This is a genomic window from Nonomuraea purpurea (genome assembly GCF_042650645.1).
Classification (GTDB): Bacteria; Actinomycetota; Actinomycetes; order Streptosporangiales; family Streptosporangiaceae; genus Nonomuraea; species Nonomuraea purpurea.
Window position 1 is genome coordinate 76865 of sequence record NZ_JBHSBI010000021.1, and the last position, 20200, is coordinate 97064.

Genomic DNA, 20200 nt, shown 5'->3' on the forward strand with positions numbered 1-20200 from the left:
GGTTGCATGTCAGACAGAACCACCATCGGCGTCGGCATGATCGGCTACGCCTTCATGGGTCGCGTCCACTCTCAGGCCTGGCGCAGCGTGGGCGCCTTCTTCGACCTGCCGCTCGCGCCGCGGATGGCGGTGCTCGCCGGCAGGTCGAAGGAGCGCACCGAGGCCGCTGCCGCGCAGCTCGGCTGGGCAGGCGTCGAGACCGACTGGCGTGAGCTGGTCAACCGCGACGACGTGCAGATCGTGGACATCTGCACGCCCGGAGACTCCCACGCCGAGATCGCCATCGCCGCGCTGCGCGCGGGCAAACACGTGATCTGCGAAAAACCGCTGGCCAACACCGTTGCCGAGGCCGAGGCGATGGTGGCGGCCGCGGCCGAGGCGCCGTCCTCGGTCAAGAGCATGGTGGCCTTCAACTACCGGCGGGTGCCCGCGATCGCGCTGGCCCGCCGGTACGTCGAGGAGGGCCGGATCGGCGAGATCAGGCACGTGCGGGCACAGTACCTGCAGGACTGGATCGTCGACCCGGAGTACCCGCTGGTCTGGCGGCTGCAGAAGGACAAGGCAGGGGCCGGCTCGCTCGGCGACATCGGCTCGCACATCGTGGACGCGGCCCAGTTCATCACCGGTCAGCACGTGGTCGGGGTGTCGGCGCTCCTGGAGACGTTCGTCAAGGAGCGCCCGCTGGCCACGGAGTCGGCCGGACTGGGCGCGACAGGCTCCGACGCCAAGGGCCCCGTCACCGTCGACGACGCCGCGCTGTTCATCGGCAGGCTGTCCGGCGGCGCGGTGGCCTCGTTCGAGGCCACCCGCTTCGCCAACGGGCGCAAGAACGCGATGCGCATCGAGATCAACGGCTCGCTCGGCAGCCTGGCCTTCGACTTCGAGGCCATGAACGAGCTGTGGTTCAGCAAAGGCGGCGGCGGCTTCGAACGCATCCTGGTCACCGAGCCGGACCATCCGTACGTGGGCGCCTGGTGGCCGCCGGGGCACGGGCTCGGCTACGAGCACACCTTCACCCACGAGATCAAGGACTTCCTGGAGGCGATCGCCACCGGAACCGACCCGTCGCCGTCGTTCGCCGACGGGCTGCGGGTGCAGCGGGTGCTGGAGGCGGTCGAGCGCAGCGCGGCTGAGGGCAGCCGCTACACGAACGTGGAGGATTGACCCATGCGACCTGTCACGCTGTTCACGGGACAGTGGGCGGACCTGCCTTTCGAGGAGGTGTGCCGGCTGGCGGCCGAATGGGGCTACGACGGGCTGGAGATCGCCTGCTCGGGCGACCACTTCGACGTGGCCCAGGCCGTGGCCGACCCGTCGTACGTGGAGCAGAAGCGCGCCCAGCTCGACAAGCACGGGCTCAAGGTCTGGACGATCTCCAATCACCTGGTCGGCCAGGCCGTCTGCGACCACCCGATCGACGAGCGCCACAAGGCCATCCTCCCGGCGCGCATCTGGGGCTCAGGCGATCCCGAGTCGGTGCGGCAGGCCGCCGCCGAGGACATGAAGAACACGGCGCGGGCCGCCGCGCTGCTGGGCGTGAACACGGTGGTGGGCTTCACCGGCTCGTCGATCTGGCACACCGTCGCCATGTTCCCGCCCGTGCCCGCCTCGATGGTCGAGGCCGGCTACCAGGACTTCGCCGACCGCTGGAACCCCATCCTCGACGTCTTCGACGAGGTCGGGGTGCGCTTCGCCCACGAGGTCCACCCGAGCGAGATCGCCTACGACTACCACACGACGGTTCGCACGCTGGAGGCCATCGGCCACCGTCCCGCGTTCGGCCTCAACTGGGACCCCTCGCACATGGTCTGGCAGGACATCGACCCGGTGGGCTTCATCCTGGACTTCAAGGACCGGATCTACCACGTCGACTGCAAGGACACGCGCATGCGCGTCGGCGACGGACGCAAGGGCCGCCTGTCCTCGCACCTGCCGTGGGCGGACATGCGCCGCGGCTGGGACTTCGTCTCGACCGGCCGGGGCGACGTGCCGTGGGAGGACTGCTTCCGCGCGCTGAACGCGATCGGGTACGACGGGCCGATCTCGATCGAGTGGGAGGACGCGGGGATGGACCGGCTCGACGGGGCCAAGGAGGCGGTGGGCTACATCCGCCGGCTGAACTCCATCACCCCGCCGGCGACCGCTTTCGACGCGGCCTTCTCCACCACCTGAGGGCTGGGGCCCTTCGCCGTATCCCACGGCGGAGGGCTTACGGTCCGGCAGCCGCCGGGCGCGGTGGCCCGGCGCCTGCCAGCGGGTCAGTCGTCTCCGTCGAAGTCGTACTCTTCTTCCCTGTCCCACTCGGGCTCATCTTCGCGGTCGTACTCGTCCCTCATGTCCCAGTAGGTGTCGACCCACTGGTGCCACCTGTCCCGGTCCCACGTGTCGCTGTCACGCAGGGACCTGTCGTTCTTGTCGAGCGCCCAGGTGAACACGTCCTTCCAGTCGCCGTCATCGTCGAGGGCGACGACCTTGTGCTTGACGGTGGTCGAAGAGCTCGTCTCCGCCAGGGCGGGGCCGGCGAACAGGGCCGTGGCTCCGATGGCGCTGACGGCGAGCAGAGGTCCGAATCGGCGCACCGTACCTTCCTTTCTGTGCTGGAACTGCTACCAGCTGTAGCAGAGCAGGAAGGTGGCGGCGCGTTCCCCCGCCGGTGGCCGGGAGTCCCTTTTCGCAGGTCAGAGCGGCGCTTCAGTCCATGATGACGATCTGGCGCAGGACCTCGCCGGACCGCAGGGCCTCCACGGCGTCGTTCAGGTCGCCGAGGCGGATGCGGGCGCTGATCATCGATTCGAGGTCGAGCTTGCCGGCCTTGTGGAGCTTGGCGAAGTAGGGGAAGTCGTGGCGGACGTCCGCCTCGCCGTACAGGCTCGACAGCAGCTTCTTGCCCTCGAAGAGCAGGCTGAAGGCCGAGATCGACACCATGTCGTCCATCGCGCCCGCGCCGACCACGATGACGTCGCCGCCCTGCCGCGTGATCTGCCAGGCGCTCTGGATCGTGGCCGACTTGCCGACCACCTCGAAGCCGTAGTCGAAGCCGGAGCCGCCGGTGAGCTCGTTCAGCGCGCCGGGGACCTGCTCGGGCGTCACCGCGTGCGTGGCCCCGACCTTCTTGGCCAGCTCGTGCTTGGACTCCAGCGGGTCGACGGCGAGGATCGTCCTGGCGCCGGAGACGCGCGCGCCCTGGATGACCGACAGGCCGACGCCGCCGCAGCCGATCACCGCGACGGTGGAGCCCGGGCGCACCTTCGCGGTGTTGATCGCGGCGCCCACGCCGGTGGTGATGCCGCAGCCGATCAGGGCCGCCGCCTCCCACGACACGTCCTCGTCGATCTTGATGGCGCCCAGGAACGGGATGACGATCTCCTCGGCCCAGGTGCCGCAGCCCGCCATTCCGTACGCCGTCGCCCCGTCGCCCCCGAACCGGAAGTTGCCCTTGCTGAAGCCCTCGACCACGTACTTCATGCACAGGTACGGCTGGCCGCCCAGGCACAGGTCGCAGTCCTGGCAGCCGGGACGCCAGTTGACGACCACGTGGTCGCCCGGCTTGAGCGAGGTGACGTGCTCGCCTACCTCGACCACCTCGCCCGCGCCCTCGTGACCGAGGACGAGCGGCACAGGCTGCGGCAGCACGCCCGATATGGCCGACAGGTCCGAGTGGCAGACGCCCGTCGCCCTGATCCGCACCCGGACGTCCGCCGGTCCGACCGGGGCCAGGGTGACGTCGTCGCGGATGTCGAGCTTGTCGTTGCCTACGGCGTGCAGGATCGCGGCGCGCATGGGGGGTTCCTCCTATTCCTCGATGGAAAGGGCGGCTTTGGGGCAGGACCTGACCGCATGGCGGACACGGTCGTGCAACTCGGGGGGCGGTTCTGGAAGAAGGATGTGGAGCTGGTCGTCGTCGTCCACCTCGAACACTTCGGGCGCCAGGCCCATGCACACGGCGTTGGCCTCGCAGACCAACTCGTCGATCTTGACCTTCATGCGAGCCTCCGGTGATCCCATGAGACCACTTTGGTGCGCTCGACGACGTACGCAACCCGTTTGCGCCCGGTCTGTTCCACGTACTGGCTCAGCAGGTCGTCCGGCACGTCCGGCGTCATCCTGCGGGCGACCAGCATGCCGATGGCCATGACGCGGTCGTGCTCGGTCACCTGCTCGGCCTTGCCGTACAGCAGGACGCCGCGGAGCTCGGCGTAGTCGTCACCGGCCTCGATCAGGCAGCTCACGCGAGGGTCGCGGCCCAGGTTGCGGGTCTTCTGCGCCTTGGCGTAGGTCCAGAAGGCGATGCGGCCCTCGTCCAGTCCGTAGAACATCGTGACCAGATGCGGGGTGCCGTCGGGGTTGATGGTGGCCAGTTGCAGTTTGCGCGAGCCCTCCAGGAACGCGGTGACGTCGTCGTCCGGCATCGTGATGTGAGCGCGCTGATTCACGTGCCAAGTAGAACAGGTTCCAGAACGGCCCTGCAAGGGGTCTCCGGAATGTTGTTCGGTTCGGTTAGGGTGCATCTCTATGACGATGCCGTCAGAGCTGCTTTATGCGGCAAAACACGCCAAGGGTTTCATGCCGCCCGACGAGGGCCTGGCCCTGTTCGAGGCGGCCCGTCAGTACGGCAGGCTCGGCCCCATCTGCGAGATCGGTACCTACTGCGGCAAGTCCGCCGTCTACCTCGGTGCGGCGGCCCGGCAGGCCGGTTCCGTGGTGGTCACCGTGGACCACCACCGAGGCTCCGAGGAGATCCAGCCGGGCTGGGCCCACCACGATCCGACACTGGTCGACCCCCGGTTCGGCAAGATGGACTCACTGCCTGTGTTCCGCGCCACGATCGCGGCCGCCGGGCTGGAGGACGTGGTGATCGCGATCGTCGGCGGATCAGAGCAGGTCGCCCGGCTCTGGAACACGCCGCTGGGGATGTTGTTCATCGACGGCGGCCACTCCGAGGAGCCCGTGACCCGCGACTACGAAGGCTGGGCGCCGCACGTCATGCAGCACGGCGCGCTGGTCTTCCACGACATCTATCCCGACCCGGCCGACGGCGGGCAGGCGCCCTACAAGATCTACCTGCGGGCGCTGGAGTCGGGCGCGTTCGAGGAGGTGTCGGCGGAGGGCTCGGTGCGGGTGCTGGAACGCGTGCGCCCCGGCATCTGAGCCCTCAACCGTCAGGGGTGGTGGCGGCGGGTCCAGGATCGGCGGGTCTGCGACTGCCAGCGCCGGAAGTCCTCGTGCGTGTGGGCCTCGTGTCCGAGCTCGATGAGGCTCTGGTCCGTCCACGAGGCCGCCTCCTCGGGCTCGGCTCCCGCCAGGATCGGCACGGCCCGGACGGTGTGGTCCGGCAGCGTCCCGGAGCGCAGCCGCGCCGCCGCCGCGAAGGCGCAGCCCTGCGCCAGATGGGCGCGGAACCCGTCGCCGCCCGCGTGCTCGGTCAGCCACCACAGCTCGTCGGCCTCGGCCCCGCCCGTGTACGTGGCCGCGAACCCGACCCCGCTCCACAGGTCGGCCCGCCGCCCCGGCGGATACCCGCCGATCCGGGCCGCGACGTCGCCGGGCGAGGCGCAGTCGTGGTACCACAGCAGCCGTCCGAGCCCCTGGTCGAAGACGGCGCAGTGGGCCCGGGTGAGCAGGTCGGGCATCGTCCGCTCGCCGACCATCCGATCGGCCCTGTTCAGGCTCCACTGGAACCCGAACCCGTCCACCGCCAGCCAGCGCAGCAGCGGGTGCGCCCGCCGCGCGCCCCGGATCGGGCGCAGGCGCAGCAGCGCGTACCCTCGGCCCGCGCCGAGGTAGGCGGCGTGGCGGTGATGCTGGGCGGGGCCGGCAAGTAGCTCGTGAAGGCGCCGGCCCCGTGTCAAGGTGAGAAGGTCGAGTACCGTGCAGGCAGCGGCCGCGCCCTCGTAGCCGAAGGGGCGCTGCTCAGCCGAAATTTCCTCGATCTTCTCGATTTCTCGTGACATCACCGCGTTGAAGCCGAAGACATACGACTTTTCAGCTTCTGTAAACGCCGCCCGAGGCGTTCCCACTCTGAGCCGGAACCTGCGCCGCCCCAGATCGCACTCCAGCGGATCCTTGGCGAGGACCTTGCGCAGCCCTCTCGTCCGCGACAGTGTCGGCTCGGTCCTGACCTGGTCCAAGAACGAAGTTGTGCCCGTGTCGCCCACGCTTCCCCCGAAGACGCCCCTCGTACGTCACTCAGAAGCTAGTAACCCCATTGCGGCGGCTACCGGCGGCACACCGGATTTCCTCGGCAAAGAAAGCGCAAAAGCCCTTGTGAGCGGCCGATCAGAGGGTCTCGCCCTGTTCGGCTCCCTGCGGCGGCACCCGCGAGCCCGTGCCGGCCGCGCATCCGCAGACCTCCGGATCGAACACCGCCGTCCCCGCGAGGTCCCTGAACAGCCCGCTCCCCGGCGAGAGCTCCAGCAGCGCGTCGGCCGCCAGCACGATCGCGGCGGCGGTGTAGCCGGAGCGCTCGTGCGGGAAGTGTTTGCGGTTGGCGAACTGCCAGCCCGTCCAGTACGAGCCGTCCTCGTGCCGCAGGTGCTGGACGTCGGAGAACAGGGTGCGCGCCCGCCCCCGATCCCCGAGCGCGTCCAGCGCCAGCACCAGCTCGCACGTCTCCGCCCCGGTCACCCACGGCTGGTCCGAGACGCACCTGATGCCCAGCCCCGGCACCACGAACGTGGCCCACTCGCGCTCCAGCAGCTCGAACGCCTGCCGCCCGCGCACCGCCCCGCCGAGCACCGGGTAGTACCAGTCCATCGAGAAACGGCTCTTGTCGGTGAACGCCTCGGGATGCTCCGTCAGCACGTGCGCCAGCCGGTCGGCGGCCAGCTCCCAGTGCGGCTGCGGGTCCCCGAGCAGCTCGGCGAGCCGCACGCCGCAGCGCAGCCCCTGGTGGATGGAGGAGCAGCCGGTGAGCAGCGCGTACGCCGACGGCCTGCCCCGCGCGTCCCGCTCCCAGACGATCTCGCCCCGCTCGGTCTGGAGCCCCGCCACGTAGTCGAGCGCGGCCTTGACCATGAGCCAGTTCCGCTCGGTGAACGCCCGGTCGCCGGTGACGAGGTGGTGGTGCCAGAGCCCGGCGGCGACGTAGGCGGCGTGGTTGGTCTCGCCGCCGAGCTCCGCGGGGACGCCGTCGACCAGCTTCATCGGCCAGGAGCCGTCGGCGCGCTGGTGGCGGGCCAGGTAGGCGTAGCCTCGGCGTACCGGCTCGTCCAGGCCCGCGACCGTCATGGCCATCAGGCACTCGACGTGGTTCCACGCGTCGACGTGGCCCTCGGGCCACGGCACGCCGCCGTCGTCCTGCTGAATCGCCGCGATGCTCTCGGCCGTCCGCACAACCTCCGCGCGGGAGATCATGGCTTCCTGACGTAGAGCACCACGCTCTTGCCGATGACCGGGTTGAGCAGGGCCTCGGCGATCCTGGTCGCGGCCGGGCGCTTCATGATGTCCCAGACCAGCAACTCGTGGTAGGCCTTCGCGAGCGGGTGGTCGTCGTTGTTGACGCCGACCGCGCACTTGATCCACCAGTACGGGGCGTGCAGGCCGTGGGCGTGGTGGTGCGGGCCGATCTCGAATCCGACGGACTTCAGCTTGGCGGACAGCTCGGCCAGCGTATAGATCCGGACATGTCCCCCGGGGGCTGTGTGGTAGTCCTCGTCCAGCGCCCAGCAGATGCGCTCGGGCAGGAAGCTCGGCACGGTGACCGCGGCTGTTGCGCCCGGTTTGAGCACGCGGAAGATCTCGCGCATGGCCGCCATGTCATCGGGGATGTGCTCAAGCACCTCGGCGGCGATGACCCGGTCGAAGCTGCCGTCCTCGAACGGCATGTCGAGCGCCGTGCCCTGGACCGTCTCGCCCCTGCCCTCGGGCGGCACCTCGCCCGCCTTGTCCATCGCCGCGAACATGGCCGCCACGCCGTCCAGCTCCGACTGGTCCATGTCGAACGCGATCACGTCCGCCCCCCGGCGCAGCACCTCGAAGGCGTGCCTGCCGCCGCCGCAGCCCAGGTCGAGCACGCGCACGCCGGGGCCGACGGGAAGCCGGGCGAAGTCCACGGTCAGCACTTGTCGCTTACTCCTTGTGAGTCTTGTGGTTCGCGATGGCCTCGCGGTAGGCATCGACGGTCCTCTTGGCCACGACGTGCCAGGTGTAGCGCTCCATGACGCGGTCGTAGCCGGCCTTGCCGACCCGCTCGCGCTCCTCGGGCGAGTCGTGCAGACGGCGCAGCGCCGCGGCCAGCTCCTCGGAGTCGCCTGGCGGCACCTGGACGGCCGCGTCGCCGACGACCTCGGGCAGCGCCCCCGTACGGCTGGCGACCAGCGGCGTGCCGCAGGCCATGTGCTCGACCGCGGGCAGCGAGAACCCCTCGTAGAGCGAGGGCACGACCGAGATCTCCGAGGTCGCGATGAGCTCGCCGAGCTCGTCGTCGGAGATGCCGTGCACGAAACGCACGCGGTCCTGCAGCGACAGCTCCTGGACGAGCTGCTCGGTCGGGCCGCCGGGCGTGGGCCTGCTGACGACGGTGAGGTGCACGTCGCGTTCCGTGGCCAACTTGGCCACCGCGCGCAGCAGCGTCGCGACGCCCTTCATGGGCGAGTCGGCGCTGGCCACCGCCACGATCGACCCCTTGCGCCTGGGCTTGTCCGGGCGCGGGTGGAAGTAGCGGGTGTCGACGCCGAGCGGAATCAGGCGCATGTTCGCCTGGGGGACGTTGAAGTCGCGGTGGATGTCGGCCAGCGACGACTCGCTGACGGTCAGGATCGGGCTCAGCCGGGGCGCGACGCGCGACTGCATCTTGACGAACCCGTACCAGCGGCGCAGGCTCAGCCGCTTCCCGCCGGTGGCGGCCTCCAGCTCGATGCGCCGGTCCACGCTGATCGGGTGGTGGATGGTGCCGACCACGGGGAACAGCTTCTGGATGCCGAGCAGGCCGTACCCGAGGGTCTGGTTGTCCTGGACGACGTCGAAGTCGCCGACCCGTTTCCTGAGCTCGCGGTAGGCCCGAAGGGTGAACGTGAGCGGCTCGGGGAAGCCCGCCGACCACATCGTCCCGACTTCCAGCCAGTCGATCCAGTCGCGGTATTCGTGCAGCTTGGGGGTTCTGAACGGGTCTTCGTCGCGGTAGAGGTCGAGGCTGGGCACCTCGCGCAGGATGACGCCGTCGTCCAGTTCGGGGTAGGGCTGGCCGGAGAACACCTCGACGTGGTGGCCGAGCGCGACCAGTTCCCTGCTGACGTGGCGGAGATAGACGCCCTGGCCACCGCAGGTGGGTTTGCTGCGGTAGGACAGCAGCGCGATCCGCAGCGATTCCCGCACGGACACCCCTTTCTCCGCCGGTATGACCCTGATGTCGGGCATGTACCGTGAAAGATGACCTTAGCCCGAGAAGGCTACCATTCGGTAGGTCGGCTGGAATTGTTCACAGGTCCTTTCACAGGCCGTGCGAACTGCGAGGTTGCTGCAACCGAGCGTGGTTCGGTGGAACGTGTTCTAGGCGGCTGGCTGCCCCTATACATCCCCTTACCTGTACATTCCCATCCCAAAGGGATGCGGCATGGTGGGGCCGCATTCGGCGTGTGAGTTGGAGGACCCCTTGGCCAGGCGCGCTCTCATCACCGGCATCACCGGCCAGGACGGTTCTTACTTGGCCGAGCACCTGCTCGCCGAGGGATACGAGGTGTGGGGGCTGGTCAGGGGCCAGGCGAACCCGCGCGTGTCGCGGATGCGCCGGCTGCTCTCCGACGTGCAGGTGGTGCGGGGGGACCTGCTGGACCAGGGGTCGTTGATCTCGGCGGTCGAGCGGGTTCAGCCGGACGAGGTGTACAACCTGGGAGCGATCTCGTTCGTGCCCATGTCGTGGGAGCAGGCGGAGCTCACGGCCGAGGTGACGGGGATGGGCGTGCTGCGCATGCTGGAGGCGATCCGGGTGTGCTCGGGGGCGTCGCGGGGCGCTGGGGGCACCGATGGGGCTCGGGGCCGTTCCGGACAAATCCGCTTTTATCAAGCTTCGTCCTCCGAGATGTTCGGCCAGGTCAGCGAGACCCCCCAGAACGAGCGCACCGCCTTCCACCCACGCTCGCCGTACGGGGTCGCCAAGGCCTACGGACACTTCCTCACCCAGAACTACCGCGAGTCGTACGGGATGTACGCGGTCTCGGGCATCCTGTTCAACCACGAGTCACCACGGCGCGGGGCCGAGTTCGTCACCAGGAAGGTGTCGCTCGGGGTCGCCCGCATCAAACTGGGCCTGGCCACCGAACTCCGCCTCGGCAACCTGGAAGCGCGCCGCGACTGGGGATTCGCCGGAGACTACGTCAAGGCGATGCACCTCATGCTGCAGGCCGCCACCCCCGAGGACTACGTCATCGGGACCGGCCGCATGAAGTCGGTCAGGGAACTGGTGGAGGCGGCCTTCACGGCCGCCGGGCTCGACTGGGAGCAGTACGTCGTCACCGACCAGACGCTGCACCGGCCCGCCGAGGTGGACCTGCTCTGCGCCGACCCCAAGAAGGCGCGGTCGCAGCTGGGGTGGGAGCCCAAGGTGTCGTTCGACGAACTGGTGGCGATGATGGTCGAATCGGACCTGCGACTGCTCTCGGACGGCGGCGACCCCGACCAGGACAGCTCCTGGCCCTGACCGCGGTCTACGGTGGGGCCAGGTGACCAATCGGCCAAGGCAAGCCCGGCAGAGCCACCCCGGCGCCAGATTCTGGGCGCCGGGCTCTTCTCGTTGAACTGAGGGGAACAAGGAGCCATGTCTCGACTGTGGCCGTCGGGAGAGACGCGATCAGCGCGCGGAGGCAAGCCACTCCGGCCGCAGATCAACGAGGTCGAACACGCCAGACTCGTGCTCGGCCAGCAGCTCGGCCACCTGCTCAGGCTTCAGATCGATCGACGCGATCCCCGCAGCCGTCAGCGGCACCTCCTGCACGTGATACTCGCCCCTGGACGGATCGGTGAACTCCGGCCCGGTGCGCTCGGCCAGATCCCAGGACTCGATCGTGGCGAGGAAGAAGAGCTGACGTTCCTCTGCGCCGTCGACGACGTGGATAAGCGAGTGAATGTGCGCCTCGCCCCCCAACTCCTCGCGTACCTCCCGCAGCAGCGCTGCTTCCAGGCTTGCGTCGCCGTTCTCCACGCCGCCGCCGGGCAGCACCCAGTACGGCGCAGTGGCGGGCCGTACTCGTTTGATGGTCAGCACGCCGTTGTCCGGCGTGACGAGAATGCCCCGAACACGCGTCTTCATGATCGTCCCTCCGGTTGGGCCGGCAGTCTGTCATCCGCCGACCCCAGTGCCGGGCCGGGCGCGACACGGGCGAAGTCGTCCAGCCGGGTGCGCTCGCACAGCACCTGGGCCAGAAGTGCCAGGCAGAACGCCCAGTCCGCCTGAGCCATGGCAGTGATAGGCAAGACGCCCAGGATACGCAGCACCAGCCATGGACGAAGGGCGATCAGCGGATCGTCACCGGCGTTGATGAGTGCCCCGAGGTCGCTGTGCAGGCGCCGTGTCAGGGCGGTGATTGCCGCGTGGCGCCCCGCGCCCGTCTGAAGGGTGCCACTGACCTCCAGCCAGCCCTGTCCAGCGCGCAGGTGGGTTAGCGTTGGAGGCAATGCCGGGCTGGGCGAACGGACAGTGCGCCAGTAGGTCAGCGGCTTGTACCTCGGTACGAGCCAGCCGCCCATTGCCAGGAGGTACCACAGCAGGTTGGCCGCCTCTCCGGCCAGGGCATTGCGGCCGGCGTGCTCGTGGTCCAGCCAGCACAGCGGCGCGGCGATGTTCGGCTCGGTCGGATCGCCTTGGGTGACTGCCATGGCGATCAGCGTGGCCGGGGCCAGTTGTTCGCGCAGCTGGGTGAGCAACTGGGGAAAGTAGATGTCAGCGGTCAGCTCGCCGGTGACGACGGTCAGCGGCGGCTCTGCGCCGTACCAGGTGTCCAGTCTGCCGCCTGCGCGTAGTCGCTCGGCGTACAGGCCGGGACGGCACGAGCCGATCGGGGCTGGTTCGCCGGTGTGCTCGGCTGCCAGCAGGATGCTGTCGCACGCCGTGTCGATGAGAGAGGTGACGGCAGGAGCCTGGCGGGGGTCGGCGTCGGCGCGGGTGATGAGGTCCGCCAGGAGAGCGGTGCAGCGGCCATCGGCGAACACGTCCTGATAGATCAGGGTGTGCCGGCCATCGGGCTCGACGATGGTTCCCAGCAGAGCGGCGGACGGAAGGTGGCCGCGCACCGCCGCGTGGCCGCGCACCTCGGCTTGAGCGAGCTCGGCTGGCACGCTCTTGCGGAAGGTGCCGTCACTGCGGTGACGGAAATTGCCAGGCACATCCTGGATCACTGCGGTCATACTGCGGGCTCCAGGCTGGACAGCCACCACGCCAGGACCTGTCCGGCCATCGCGGTAACCTGCTCGGTCGCGCCGAACCGTGGGTCGGAGGGGACCGTGGGCAGGTCGCCGGCAAGTTTGGCGAACGCGACCAAGGCGTCGGCGTCAGCAGCGTGCAACTCCCCCTTGCACCGCAGCACGATCTTCGCCAGCAGCGCGGCCACCTTGTACACCGCGCGTACGTCGATGGGCTCGCGGAGCAGGAGCCGCCTCAGATCCATGGCCGCCGTCGCCCCGTCGCGCCGGGTGTATGCCGTCACAGTGGCCGGGTCCGGATGCGGCACGGTGAACCTGGGCGCGGCCCAGATCGCCGGGAGCGAGCCGTCGGCGATCTGGGCGAGTGTGTACAGCAGGCGGGAGGTCAGCGCGCCGGCCTGGCATTCGGCGGGGGTGAGGACGGTTAGTCCCAGCTTGACATCGGCGAGGCGCTCACGGGCCTGCGGGAGAGCCGCGCCGATGGCGGGCAGTGCCGGCGGGTCGGCCACGATGAGCACGTCCAGGTCGGACCAGCCGTCCAGATATTTGCCGCGGGCGCCGGACCCGGTGACCGCGATCAGGCCGACCGTGTCGTCTGGCCGGGTGAGCGTGGCCACCAGGTGATCGAGGAAGCTGGTGAGGTGGCCGGGTAGGCCGAGTTCGGCCGGGGGAACCACCCGTGGGGAGTGGCGGGGCCACAGCCGATCACGCATCACCCGGTCCAACGCGTGCCCGAGTTCGGCGACCGACCGGTTGTTGTCGATGATTTCTTGGGCGATGTCGCGGACGCGGTGAGCGCCGCGAGCGCGTTTGATGCGGTCGCGTTCGGTGACGTCGTCGGGGCCGCGGGTGCTGCGACTGGCGCGTACGGCCGGGTGGGCGTCGAGGTAGACCGTGGTGAGAGCGCCGCCGAGGAGCTTGCGTAGCTCGGCGGCCAGGCCGTGGCTGTGCAGGCTCTCAATGCTGAAGGCCTGCTGGTAGTGGTGGGCGTGCGCATAGGCGTCGAGTTCCAGGGCCAGCAGCTCGGCTTGCTCGGCGACGGGGAGGGCGTAGATGTCGATGAGCTGGTGGCGGGCGGCGGCGAGGTCTAGCAGGTAGCCGATCTTCAGTCGGGTGACACCGTGTTCATGTTGGAGGTGGTGGCCTGCGGTGGACTTGCCGCATTCCGACAGGCCGCCCAGGGCGATGATCCAGCGAGTCGTGATCGTCGGGGGTGCGGCGTCCGTGGCCAGGCGGGCGGATAGATCGGCGTGGACGTCGAGGATGGAACGTTCCTTCGTCACGATCACCTGGTTGCCGCAGAGCCTGTTGAGCTGCAGGTGCAGCGCATGCTGGTAGCGGCGATAGGTGGGAGTCACGGTGGCCTCGCGCGCCAGGGCCATTTCCGCGCCTCGGTGGGGGGCGATGTCGTGTAGCAGCACGATCTCGTGCTCGGCTTGGCGGGCGCGAGTGATTTCGTCGGCGTAGGGCGCAAGCAGGTGTTGGGCGTGGTCGGCTGCGGCGTCGGCGGTGAGGTCTTCGCGAACGGCGGCGGTGGCGGCGAGGGAGGCGTGCAGCATAGTCATGCCGCGGTCGAGGACGGCCAGGCCATCGGGGATGGCCCGGGCGGCAGCGGAACGTGCGAGGTAGGAGCAGGCCAGGATATCGGCGAGGTGTGCGATGGGGGCGGTGCGGAACCACCAGTCGGAGAGTCCGATGTTCTTGGCGTGCTGCCAGCGAGGGTCGTAGTCGTCCAGCGGGCCGAGGCTGTGGGCCCCATTGCGGCGCTGGAAGAGGCGGGCGTGGGTGGTCTTGCCGACGTTGTCGGGTCCGCTGAATGCCACGGTGACATTGGGGGGTTGGTGCATGATTTGTGCACCTTTCGGTGAACAGATAGCTACCTATTGTGACGCCTGTTAGCGTAGCCCCGCAGCAAATAGATCGTGATGTAATTGTGGGTAGCGCAACAGGGAGAACACCATGGCTCGGTGGCACGAGGTCGCTGCGGAACTACGCGACGCCATCACCAACGGCATCTATCGGCCGGGGACGAAGATCCCCAAAGAAGAAGAACTCGAAGCGCGCTTCGACTGCAGTCGCACCACTGTCCGCCGCGCCGTCGCCCAGCTCACTGTTGAGGGCCTCGTTACACCCGTGCGTAAAGGCGGAACGACCGTTCGCGAGCAGCCCCAACGTGTGAGCCTCGCCCTTGACACGGCGGTCTATCGTGACGAACTGGGCTACTACTTCAGCCACGCCGTGCAGAGCCTTCGCGCCCTTCAGTCGCCCACCATCACCGAAGGGCCGTGCCCACCGGATGTTGTCCCGCTGCTCGGCCTGCAGCCCGGGGATCCGGTCGTCATCCGCGACCGCGTGATGGGCGAGCCAGACAGCGGCCGTGTCGTGCAGTTGGCCACCTCCTACTTGCCGGCGGACCTGGCGGTCGGCACCATGCTGGCGGAGGTCGAGACTGGGCCTGGCGGCATCTACGACCGGATGGAGGACGAGCTCGGCTGGGGTCAGCTGGACTGGGAGGGCGTCATCACCTCCCGGGCAGCCACTACCGAGGAAACGCGCCTGCTCGGGCTCGCACCTGGTGTGCCCGTGCTGTGCGTGACTCGCACCACGATCGCGACCGCTGGACAGGCCGAAGGCCGCGTCGTTGAGGTGAACATGACCCGCCGTGACGCCTCGCGGGTCGAGGTGCGCTACCCGATCGTCCGGATCTGACCCGCGGCGTCCCAGGTGCGCCTCGCCTCTTGCAGCCAAGGGGGAAAGCGGGCATCGCAGATCGGCGGATGCACGGAAGCCCCCCAACAGTCCGTACGGATGCCGCGGCGCTAGCACGAGGTGCCGGACTGGCGGCCCGTAAGCCCGGTGCGTGGCTTCTCATCCGGGCGCACGAGCGTCCAAGACGAGGTCGGGGTGAAACGGAAAGGCTGTGGACATGCGTTTCGACACCAAGATCGGCATCGTCGTCCGCGCGGATCTGGCCGCGTGGCAGCAGCTCAATGTCACCGCCTTCCTGGCCAGTGCGGTGGCCGGCGGAGTGCCCGAGACCATCGGAGAGCCTTACGAGGACGGGTCAGGCAACGCGTACCTGGCGATGTTCCGGCAGCCGGTGCTGGTATATCAGGGGGATGTGCACGAGCTCCGGGCCGTTCGGGAGAAGGCGATGGGGCGGGAGATGGACGTGGCCGTCTACATCGAGGAGATGTTCAAGACGGGGCACGACGCGGACAACCGGGCGGCTGTGCGGGCCGTGGCGGCCGATGAGATGGCGTTGGTGGGGGTGGCGGTGCATGGGGCACGGAACGGCGTCGACAAGGTCTTGAAGGGCCTCGCGCTGCACCCCTGAGAGGTATTTCGGCAGCCAGTAGGCGACCCTCTGCAGCGATGTACGGAAGTCCCCCGTACATGTCTGTACGGATGGCGAGCCAAGAGGAAAGGCTCAGCCTTCCGGGCCGAACCCCTCCGGTGAGCCCGCTCAAGGGAGGTTGAACTCTCCCTTTGAGGCTCCGTCGAGAAAGGCAAGCCACTCATCCGGGGTGAAGGCCAGGACCGGCCCCTTGCCCTGGTCCTTGGTGTCTCTGACGAGAACGTGATCGTCCGGGCGCCGCATCACCTCGACGCAGCTGCCACCGTTCCCGCCGGATGCCTTTGCTTTGGTCCACACACCTACGGGCAGACCGCCTGTGCTACTCATAGCTCTCCATCACCTCGCGTATGGTCTCCCGGCTGCGGTCAACGGGATACGCCATGCTGGACAGCGCTTCCCACCGCACAATAAGCGCTTGCCTAGTCATTGCGCTTCGGACGGCTTAAGGGCCGTGATCATCGCCATGCCGGAGTCTGAGCCCTGCCGGAGGCGGGGTCCTTCTACAGGAAGTACGGCGAGTCCAGCGGGCCAACGGCACGCAGTACGGGCCGGTCACGATTGAGGCAAACAAGCGCCTGACCACAAGAGGTGATCAGGCGCTCATCGGTGGGATATGGAGCCGGCAGTGCTCCTCTGAGGTGACGGCGGAGCCTTCTGATTGCCGGTGGCTAGCTTGTCTGGGCGTCGAATTCGCCCAGCTTGACACCACCGAGGAAGGCTTCCCACTCGGCCGGTGTGAAGATGAGTGCGGGACCACTGGGTTGCTTGCTGTCTCGCACGGCAACACGGCCGTGGCTGAGCGGAGCGACTTCTACGCAGTCACCACCAGTCCCGCCACTGGCCGTGGCCTTCCGCCATGCGGCAGTGGTCAACTCGTCCTCGATCACAATGCCTCCATGGCCCTCTGGATGATCTTTATGGTTTCGTAGGCCGACTGAGCCAGGCCAGAGAGCTGTTCCCATCGCTGATCGGCGGAGGTTCTTCACCGACCGTCTTGGTCATGGCCTCACTCCTCCGGATACCCCCGGTCAAAGTTATGCCCGCCGCCAGGTCAATACACCATGCTTCAGGCGTGTGAGGCGCCACAAACGGTCCGTTTCCTGCGTCACGGCAAGGGGACCTAGCCAGAAGGTCAGGTCCCCTTGACGGGTGCCTAGAGGTCGAACACTCCCTCTTTCACGCCTCCCGTGAATGCCCTCCACTCTGGAGCAGTGAACACCAGAGCAGGCCCTTCGGGGTCCTTGCTGTCCCTCACCGCGACGCGTCCGGCCGAAAGGGTAGCTACCTCCACGCAGTTTCCTTGGGCGTCCGAGAGAGGGCTCTTCCGCCATGCGGCGTTCTTGAGTTCCTCGTTCAGCTCCAGATCCACTCTTGTTCCAACCTCTCCTCAATGAGTGCCAACGAGTCTGCCCGGGGCAAGGCATCCGCCCTGATCGTGTGAAACCAAGCCTTCAACCTCTCCACATGGTCAAGCTGATCCACCATGCGACCCCCGCCCGGTGCGTCGATGTAGGCGGCTTCGTCGCCGTCTCCAGCTGTCCGAGCGATCACGAACCCCGCCACCAAGCCACTTGCAGACATGGCGCGTAGGGGGATGATTTGAATCACTATATTCGGACATCTGCCCATCGTGAGGAGGTGTTGAAGCTGGCTTCGAGTAACTCCCTCACTCCCTACCGGGCGTAGCAGGGCGGACTGATCAAGGACGGCATACAGAAACGGGGGATTGTCCCGGCGCAGGATGGTTTGTCGCTGCATCCGCGCCTCTACGGTTTCCGTGATCTGTTCCGGCGTCGCGCCGGGAAAGCCTCGGCAGACGGCGTCCGCATACGCCTGAGTTTGGAGAAGGCCGGGAACGATCAGTCCTTCGTAGGCGCACAGTTCCGTAGCACGCTTCTCCCTGTCGAGCCACGGGAGGAAATTCCGAAAGGTTAGGTTGTTGCGGGATCTACGGGGAAGGTGCTGCACAAGATCGCCAGGAGGGAGTCCAAAAACCTCCTCGCACAGGCGCGCCCTGTCTTCGTTCATGCGCCGTTCGGCCCGCTCGATGTTGCCAATCTGCTGACCTGTCAGAGCGAGTCGTGCCCCGAGCTGGGCTAATGTCAATCCCGCCGCTTTGCGCCGTTCGCGCAATTCGTAGCCAAATCGGGCCTCCGGGCTGGTTTCGGGATCCAGTTTCACCTCGATTCCCATGCCCCTCATCTCCATCCTGAACCACTTCGGTGAAACTCTGCGGCTTGGAAACTGTGTCACTACAGACTTTGCCGATTGCTTGGAAAATACCTGTTGACTGCCATGCTGGCTAGCGATTCACCCGAAGTTTCTGGGTGTGGTGACACAGGGCGCACGGAGTAAAAGGCGAGTACAGCGAGCACGCACAAGACAAAGGCGGTGAAGCGTATGCAAGCGGGAGTTTTGTCAGATCCCCCATATGCAGGCATCAAGGTCTGGTTGACCCGCGAGGTAGAAGCGTCACGCATTCCCGCTCTGGCTCGTCGGGAGCTTCGGGGGTGGATGGGGGACCATCCGGCCTTGGCGGATCTTGAGTTGATCGCGTCCGAACTGGTGACGAATGCGCTGGTTCATGGTGCTGGGCCGTGGGTGCGGATGAGCCTGCGGTCGGTGGAGGAGCGGGAGAGGCGTTACTGGCGGTTGACGGTCGTAGATCCCGGCCGATCGGCGTCGGTGCCGATGCCGCGTATGCCCGGTCCCGGCGAGAAGACCGGTAGGGGCCTGCTGGTCGTGGACGCGCTCACCAACGGTTGTTGGGAGACCGCGGTCACGCAGGTCGGCGAACGGATGGTGTGGGCTCTGCTGCCGCGCTGAGCCTCTGATCAGTCAGGCGGAGGAGGACGATGGACGACGAATTCGGCTACTTGGAGGCGCGGCGGGATCGGTTCGGCCCGTTCGTGCAGGTCCGGTGGCGGCAGATGCAGATGGCCGTACGGGATACGGCCTGGTCCCGGTTCGTGCATGAGGTTTCGCACGACATCTACACACCGGAAATGGTGTCCGACAGGCGGGGATGGGTGCGTTTCGAGATCGACGAGGGGTTCGGTTGGCGCGAACGGCCCGTGGGCTGGCGGCCCAAGAGGCTGGAAATCCCCGAGGGCGTCTGGAAGCGCTTCGCCGATGCGGTCCGGGAACTCGTCTTCGCGGAGGTGCGTCACGAGTGGAGGCCGCTCTCATGAGAAGTCCCCGTGACAGCGGAGCGCAAGCCTGGCTCTCACCGCATCGCCAAGGTCCGCGTGCTTGGCCTCGTGTGCGCGTTCTCTGGAAACCGTCGTGGTCAAACGGCTGGACGGAGCCGTTGACGTAAAGCCTTGCGGCTGGCCGGGGTCCTTCCCCCTCGGCTGGTCGATCCTGCCCCTGGTGATGCCGTCGCGGGGTGATGGCTGCCGCCGCGCCAGGGGGTGCGGCCCCTGCTTGACCCGCTTGCAGGGGCCGCACAGTCTTCTCCGGATCGCCCCGGGAACGAGATCGGCCAGCAGTTCGGCCCGCTGCCGATGAGCCCCATGGCGTGCCGCAGATACGTTGCGTTGAACTGCACCTCGCGGAGTTCGGTGGGCGACCGGGCGCGGGTCAGAGGAAGCGGGATCGGCGGCGGGCGGCGCGGATGCGGCGAAGGATGCGGGTGGTGCCTTCCGGGCCGGGTTGCCAGCCGCGTTCGATCAGGGCGCTGGCCACGTGGTGGAGGAGGTCGGCGATCTGGCAGGGGATGACGTTTCGGCGGACGGCGATCACTCGCCAGCCGTGCCGGCGGAGTTCGTCTCGGCGGTCGGCGTCGTACTGCTGGTCTATGGGGGAGGTGTGGTGTGCGCGGCCGTCGTACTCGACCGCGACCTTGAACTCCTCCCAGCCCAGATCGAGGTAGGCGGAACGGTCGTCGTCGAGATTGACCCTGATCTGGGTGGCGGGTCTGGGGAGGCCGCCTTCGATGAGGATGATTCTGAGCCAGCTTTCTCTGGGGGAGCGGGCTCCTCGGTCGACCAGGCTCAGGGTGTCGCGCAGGCGCCAGGAGTTGAGTGGACGGTGCCACAGAGCGTTCATGTCCACGCCCTTGCGAGCGAACTGGTCGAGGATCGCCACCGCCTCCATGCGGGGGAGCCAGCGGGCGCAGTCGAGGGCTGTGCGTTCCATCGTGGTGAGACGAACGCCTTTGTGCTTGGTGACGTCCTCGTCGGGGAGCGGGGCGATGTAGGTGACGCAGCCGGGGACCGTCAGGTAGCTGGAGGCGGTCAGCTCGATCGGCCACTCGGACTCTGAGTTGGGAAGGACGCGGAGGCCCCAGACGTGGGCGGCTGTCTGGCGACAGGCCACTGCTTGGGGGATCGCGTGGGTTATGCGGCGGGCGCGTTCGGTCAGGGGCATGGCTTTTGGTGAGGGCCTGCCGTCTTTGGCCGGCGCTGGGCTCTCCGTCAACGACTCGCCGGTCGACGTCCGGCTCCTGGGCAATGGTTCGGCTTCGGGGGCCGGATCGCGTTCCGTGCT

Annotated in this window: 24 protein-coding genes; 8 read left to right on the forward strand and 16 right to left on the reverse strand. The window is 67.9% G+C overall.

Annotated elements, in window-relative coordinates:
- The first annotated feature begins 6 nt into the window (after nt 1-6).
- The gene (locus tag ACFOY2_RS34580) at nt 7-1164 is read left to right on the forward strand and encodes a Gfo/Idh/MocA family protein (protein WP_379532313.1); all 1158 of its coding nucleotides are present in this window, start codon (nt 7-9) and stop codon (nt 1162-1164) included.
- A 3-nt stretch (nt 1165-1167) separates the two neighbouring features.
- The gene (locus ACFOY2_RS34585) at nt 1168-2172 is read left to right on the forward strand and encodes a sugar phosphate isomerase/epimerase family protein (protein WP_357822290.1); all 1005 of its coding nucleotides are present in this window, start codon (nt 1168-1170) and stop codon (nt 2170-2172) included.
- An 86-nt stretch (nt 2173-2258) separates the two neighbouring features.
- On the opposite strand, the gene ACFOY2_RS34590 is transcribed toward ACFOY2_RS34585, so the two are convergent.
- The 4 genes from ACFOY2_RS34590 to ACFOY2_RS34605 form a co-directional block, all read right to left on the reverse strand.
- Nucleotides 2259-2579, reverse strand: coding sequence for a hypothetical protein (locus ACFOY2_RS34590; RefSeq protein ID WP_379532314.1), 321 nt, complete (start codon nt 2577-2579; stop codon nt 2259-2261).
- A 112-nt stretch (nt 2580-2691) separates the two neighbouring features.
- The gene (locus ACFOY2_RS34595; RefSeq protein ID WP_379532315.1) at nt 2692-3780 is read right to left on the reverse strand and encodes a Zn-dependent alcohol dehydrogenase; all 1089 of its coding nucleotides are present in this window, start codon (nt 3778-3780) and stop codon (nt 2692-2694) included.
- 12 nt (nt 3781-3792) lie between these two features.
- Nucleotides 3793-3984 carry a ferredoxin gene (locus tag ACFOY2_RS34600; protein WP_357822284.1) on the reverse strand — a complete coding sequence of 64 codons (192 nt, stop codon included), beginning with the start codon at nt 3982-3984 and terminating at the stop codon, nt 3793-3795.
- Nucleotides 3981-4433, reverse strand: a complete 453-nt coding sequence (locus tag ACFOY2_RS34605; RefSeq protein ID WP_379532316.1) for a pyridoxamine 5'-phosphate oxidase family protein — start codon at nt 4431-4433, stop codon at nt 3981-3983. The genes ACFOY2_RS34600 and ACFOY2_RS34605 overlap by 4 nt, the downstream gene beginning before the upstream one ends.
- Before the next feature lie 85 nt (nt 4434-4518).
- On the opposite strand from ACFOY2_RS34605, the gene ACFOY2_RS34610 reads away from it, so the two are divergent.
- Complete coding sequence (locus ACFOY2_RS34610; protein WP_379532395.1) at nt 4519-5148, forward strand: class I SAM-dependent methyltransferase; 630 nt, start codon at nt 4519-4521, stop codon at nt 5146-5148.
- Between the two features lie 11 nt (nt 5149-5159).
- Here the strand turns inward: ACFOY2_RS34610 and ACFOY2_RS34615 are convergent, their stop codons facing one another.
- From ACFOY2_RS34615 to ACFOY2_RS34630, 4 genes are all read right to left on the reverse strand, one after another.
- Entirely contained in the window at nt 5160-6128 is a 969-nt protein-coding gene (locus tag ACFOY2_RS34615; RefSeq protein ID WP_379532317.1) for a DUF1702 family protein, read from the reverse strand.
- A gap of 148 nt (nt 6129-6276) precedes the next feature.
- Nucleotides 6277-7353 carry a prenyltransferase gene (locus tag ACFOY2_RS34620; RefSeq protein WP_379532318.1) on the reverse strand — a complete coding sequence of 359 codons (1077 nt, stop codon included), beginning with the start codon at nt 7351-7353 and terminating at the stop codon, nt 6277-6279.
- Entirely contained in the window at nt 7350-8060 is a 711-nt protein-coding gene (locus ACFOY2_RS34625; RefSeq protein WP_357822277.1) for a class I SAM-dependent methyltransferase, read from the reverse strand. Before ACFOY2_RS34625 ends, ACFOY2_RS34620 begins: the two co-directional genes overlap by 4 nt.
- Nucleotides 8061-8067: 7 nt before the next feature.
- Complete coding sequence (locus tag ACFOY2_RS34630; RefSeq protein ID WP_379532319.1) at nt 8068-9354, reverse strand: glycosyltransferase family 4 protein; 1287 nt, start codon at nt 9352-9354, stop codon at nt 8068-8070.
- A gap of 235 nt (nt 9355-9589) precedes the next feature.
- On the opposite strand from ACFOY2_RS34630, the gene ACFOY2_RS34635 reads away from it, so the two are divergent.
- A complete protein-coding gene (locus ACFOY2_RS34635; RefSeq protein ID WP_379532320.1) occupies nt 9590-10633 on the forward strand; it encodes a GDP-mannose 4,6-dehydratase in 1044 nt (347 codons plus the stop codon).
- Nucleotides 10634-10783: 150 nt separating this feature from the next.
- Here ACFOY2_RS34635 and ACFOY2_RS34640 read toward each other — a convergent pair whose 3' ends face one another.
- The 3 genes from ACFOY2_RS34640 to ACFOY2_RS34650 are packed head-to-tail and all read right to left on the reverse strand — an operon-like array spanning nt 10784 to nt 14198.
- Nucleotides 10784-11242 carry an NUDIX domain-containing protein gene (locus ACFOY2_RS34640; RefSeq protein ID WP_379532321.1) on the reverse strand — a complete coding sequence of 153 codons (459 nt, stop codon included), beginning with the start codon at nt 11240-11242 and terminating at the stop codon, nt 10784-10786.
- Nucleotides 11239-12336: a hypothetical protein gene (locus ACFOY2_RS34645; protein WP_379532322.1), complete on the reverse strand. Its 1098-nt coding sequence runs from the start codon at nt 12334-12336 to the stop codon at nt 11239-11241. Before ACFOY2_RS34645 ends, ACFOY2_RS34640 begins: the two co-directional genes overlap by 4 nt.
- Nucleotides 12333-14198, reverse strand: coding sequence for a nucleotidyltransferase domain-containing protein (locus tag ACFOY2_RS34650; protein ID WP_379532323.1), 1866 nt, complete (start codon nt 14196-14198; stop codon nt 12333-12335). The genes ACFOY2_RS34645 and ACFOY2_RS34650 overlap by 4 nt, the downstream gene beginning before the upstream one ends.
- A 112-nt stretch (nt 14199-14310) precedes the next feature.
- On the opposite strand from ACFOY2_RS34650, the gene ACFOY2_RS34655 reads away from it, so the two are divergent.
- Together ACFOY2_RS34655 and ACFOY2_RS34660 are read left to right on the forward strand one after the other, a co-directional pair.
- Complete coding sequence (locus ACFOY2_RS34655; RefSeq protein WP_379532324.1) at nt 14311-15060, forward strand: GntR family transcriptional regulator; 750 nt, start codon at nt 14311-14313, stop codon at nt 15058-15060.
- A gap of 217 nt (nt 15061-15277) precedes the next feature.
- Nucleotides 15278-15688 carry a DUF2000 family protein gene (locus tag ACFOY2_RS34660; RefSeq protein WP_379532325.1) on the forward strand — a complete coding sequence of 137 codons (411 nt, stop codon included), beginning with the start codon at nt 15278-15280 and terminating at the stop codon, nt 15686-15688.
- 129 nt (nt 15689-15817) lie between these two features.
- Here ACFOY2_RS34660 and ACFOY2_RS34665 read toward each other — a convergent pair whose 3' ends face one another.
- The 4 genes from ACFOY2_RS34665 to ACFOY2_RS34680 form a co-directional block, all read right to left on the reverse strand.
- Complete coding sequence (locus ACFOY2_RS34665) at nt 15818-16036, reverse strand: DUF397 domain-containing protein (RefSeq protein ID WP_379532326.1); 219 nt, start codon at nt 16034-16036, stop codon at nt 15818-15820.
- A gap of 341 nt (nt 16037-16377) precedes the next feature.
- The gene (locus tag ACFOY2_RS34670; RefSeq protein WP_379532327.1) at nt 16378-16596 is read right to left on the reverse strand and encodes a DUF397 domain-containing protein; all 219 of its coding nucleotides are present in this window, start codon (nt 16594-16596) and stop codon (nt 16378-16380) included.
- A 266-nt stretch (nt 16597-16862) separates the two neighbouring features.
- Nucleotides 16863-17078 carry a DUF397 domain-containing protein gene (locus ACFOY2_RS34675; protein ID WP_379532328.1) on the reverse strand — a complete coding sequence of 72 codons (216 nt, stop codon included), beginning with the start codon at nt 17076-17078 and terminating at the stop codon, nt 16863-16865.
- The gene (locus ACFOY2_RS34680) at nt 17063-17902 is read right to left on the reverse strand and encodes a helix-turn-helix domain-containing protein (RefSeq protein WP_379532329.1); all 840 of its coding nucleotides are present in this window, start codon (nt 17900-17902) and stop codon (nt 17063-17065) included. Before ACFOY2_RS34680 ends, ACFOY2_RS34675 begins: the two co-directional genes overlap by 16 nt.
- A 207-nt stretch (nt 17903-18109) precedes the next feature.
- Between ACFOY2_RS34680 and ACFOY2_RS34685 the strand changes: the two genes are divergently transcribed.
- Both ACFOY2_RS34685 and ACFOY2_RS34690 read left to right on the forward strand, forming a co-directional pair.
- A complete protein-coding gene (locus tag ACFOY2_RS34685) occupies nt 18110-18535 on the forward strand; it encodes an ATP-binding protein (RefSeq protein WP_379532396.1) in 426 nt (141 codons plus the stop codon).
- A gap of 29 nt (nt 18536-18564) precedes the next feature.
- On the forward strand, nt 18565-18900 hold the full coding sequence (locus tag ACFOY2_RS34690) for a hypothetical protein (protein WP_379532330.1): 336 nt from the start codon (nt 18565-18567) through the stop codon (nt 18898-18900).
- Between the two features lie 391 nt (nt 18901-19291).
- On the opposite strand, the gene ACFOY2_RS34695 is transcribed toward ACFOY2_RS34690, so the two are convergent.
- The gene (locus ACFOY2_RS34695; RefSeq protein ID WP_379532331.1) at nt 19292-20080 is read right to left on the reverse strand and encodes a DUF559 domain-containing protein; all 789 of its coding nucleotides are present in this window, start codon (nt 20078-20080) and stop codon (nt 19292-19294) included.
- Nucleotides 20081-20200: the final 120 nt, after the last annotated feature.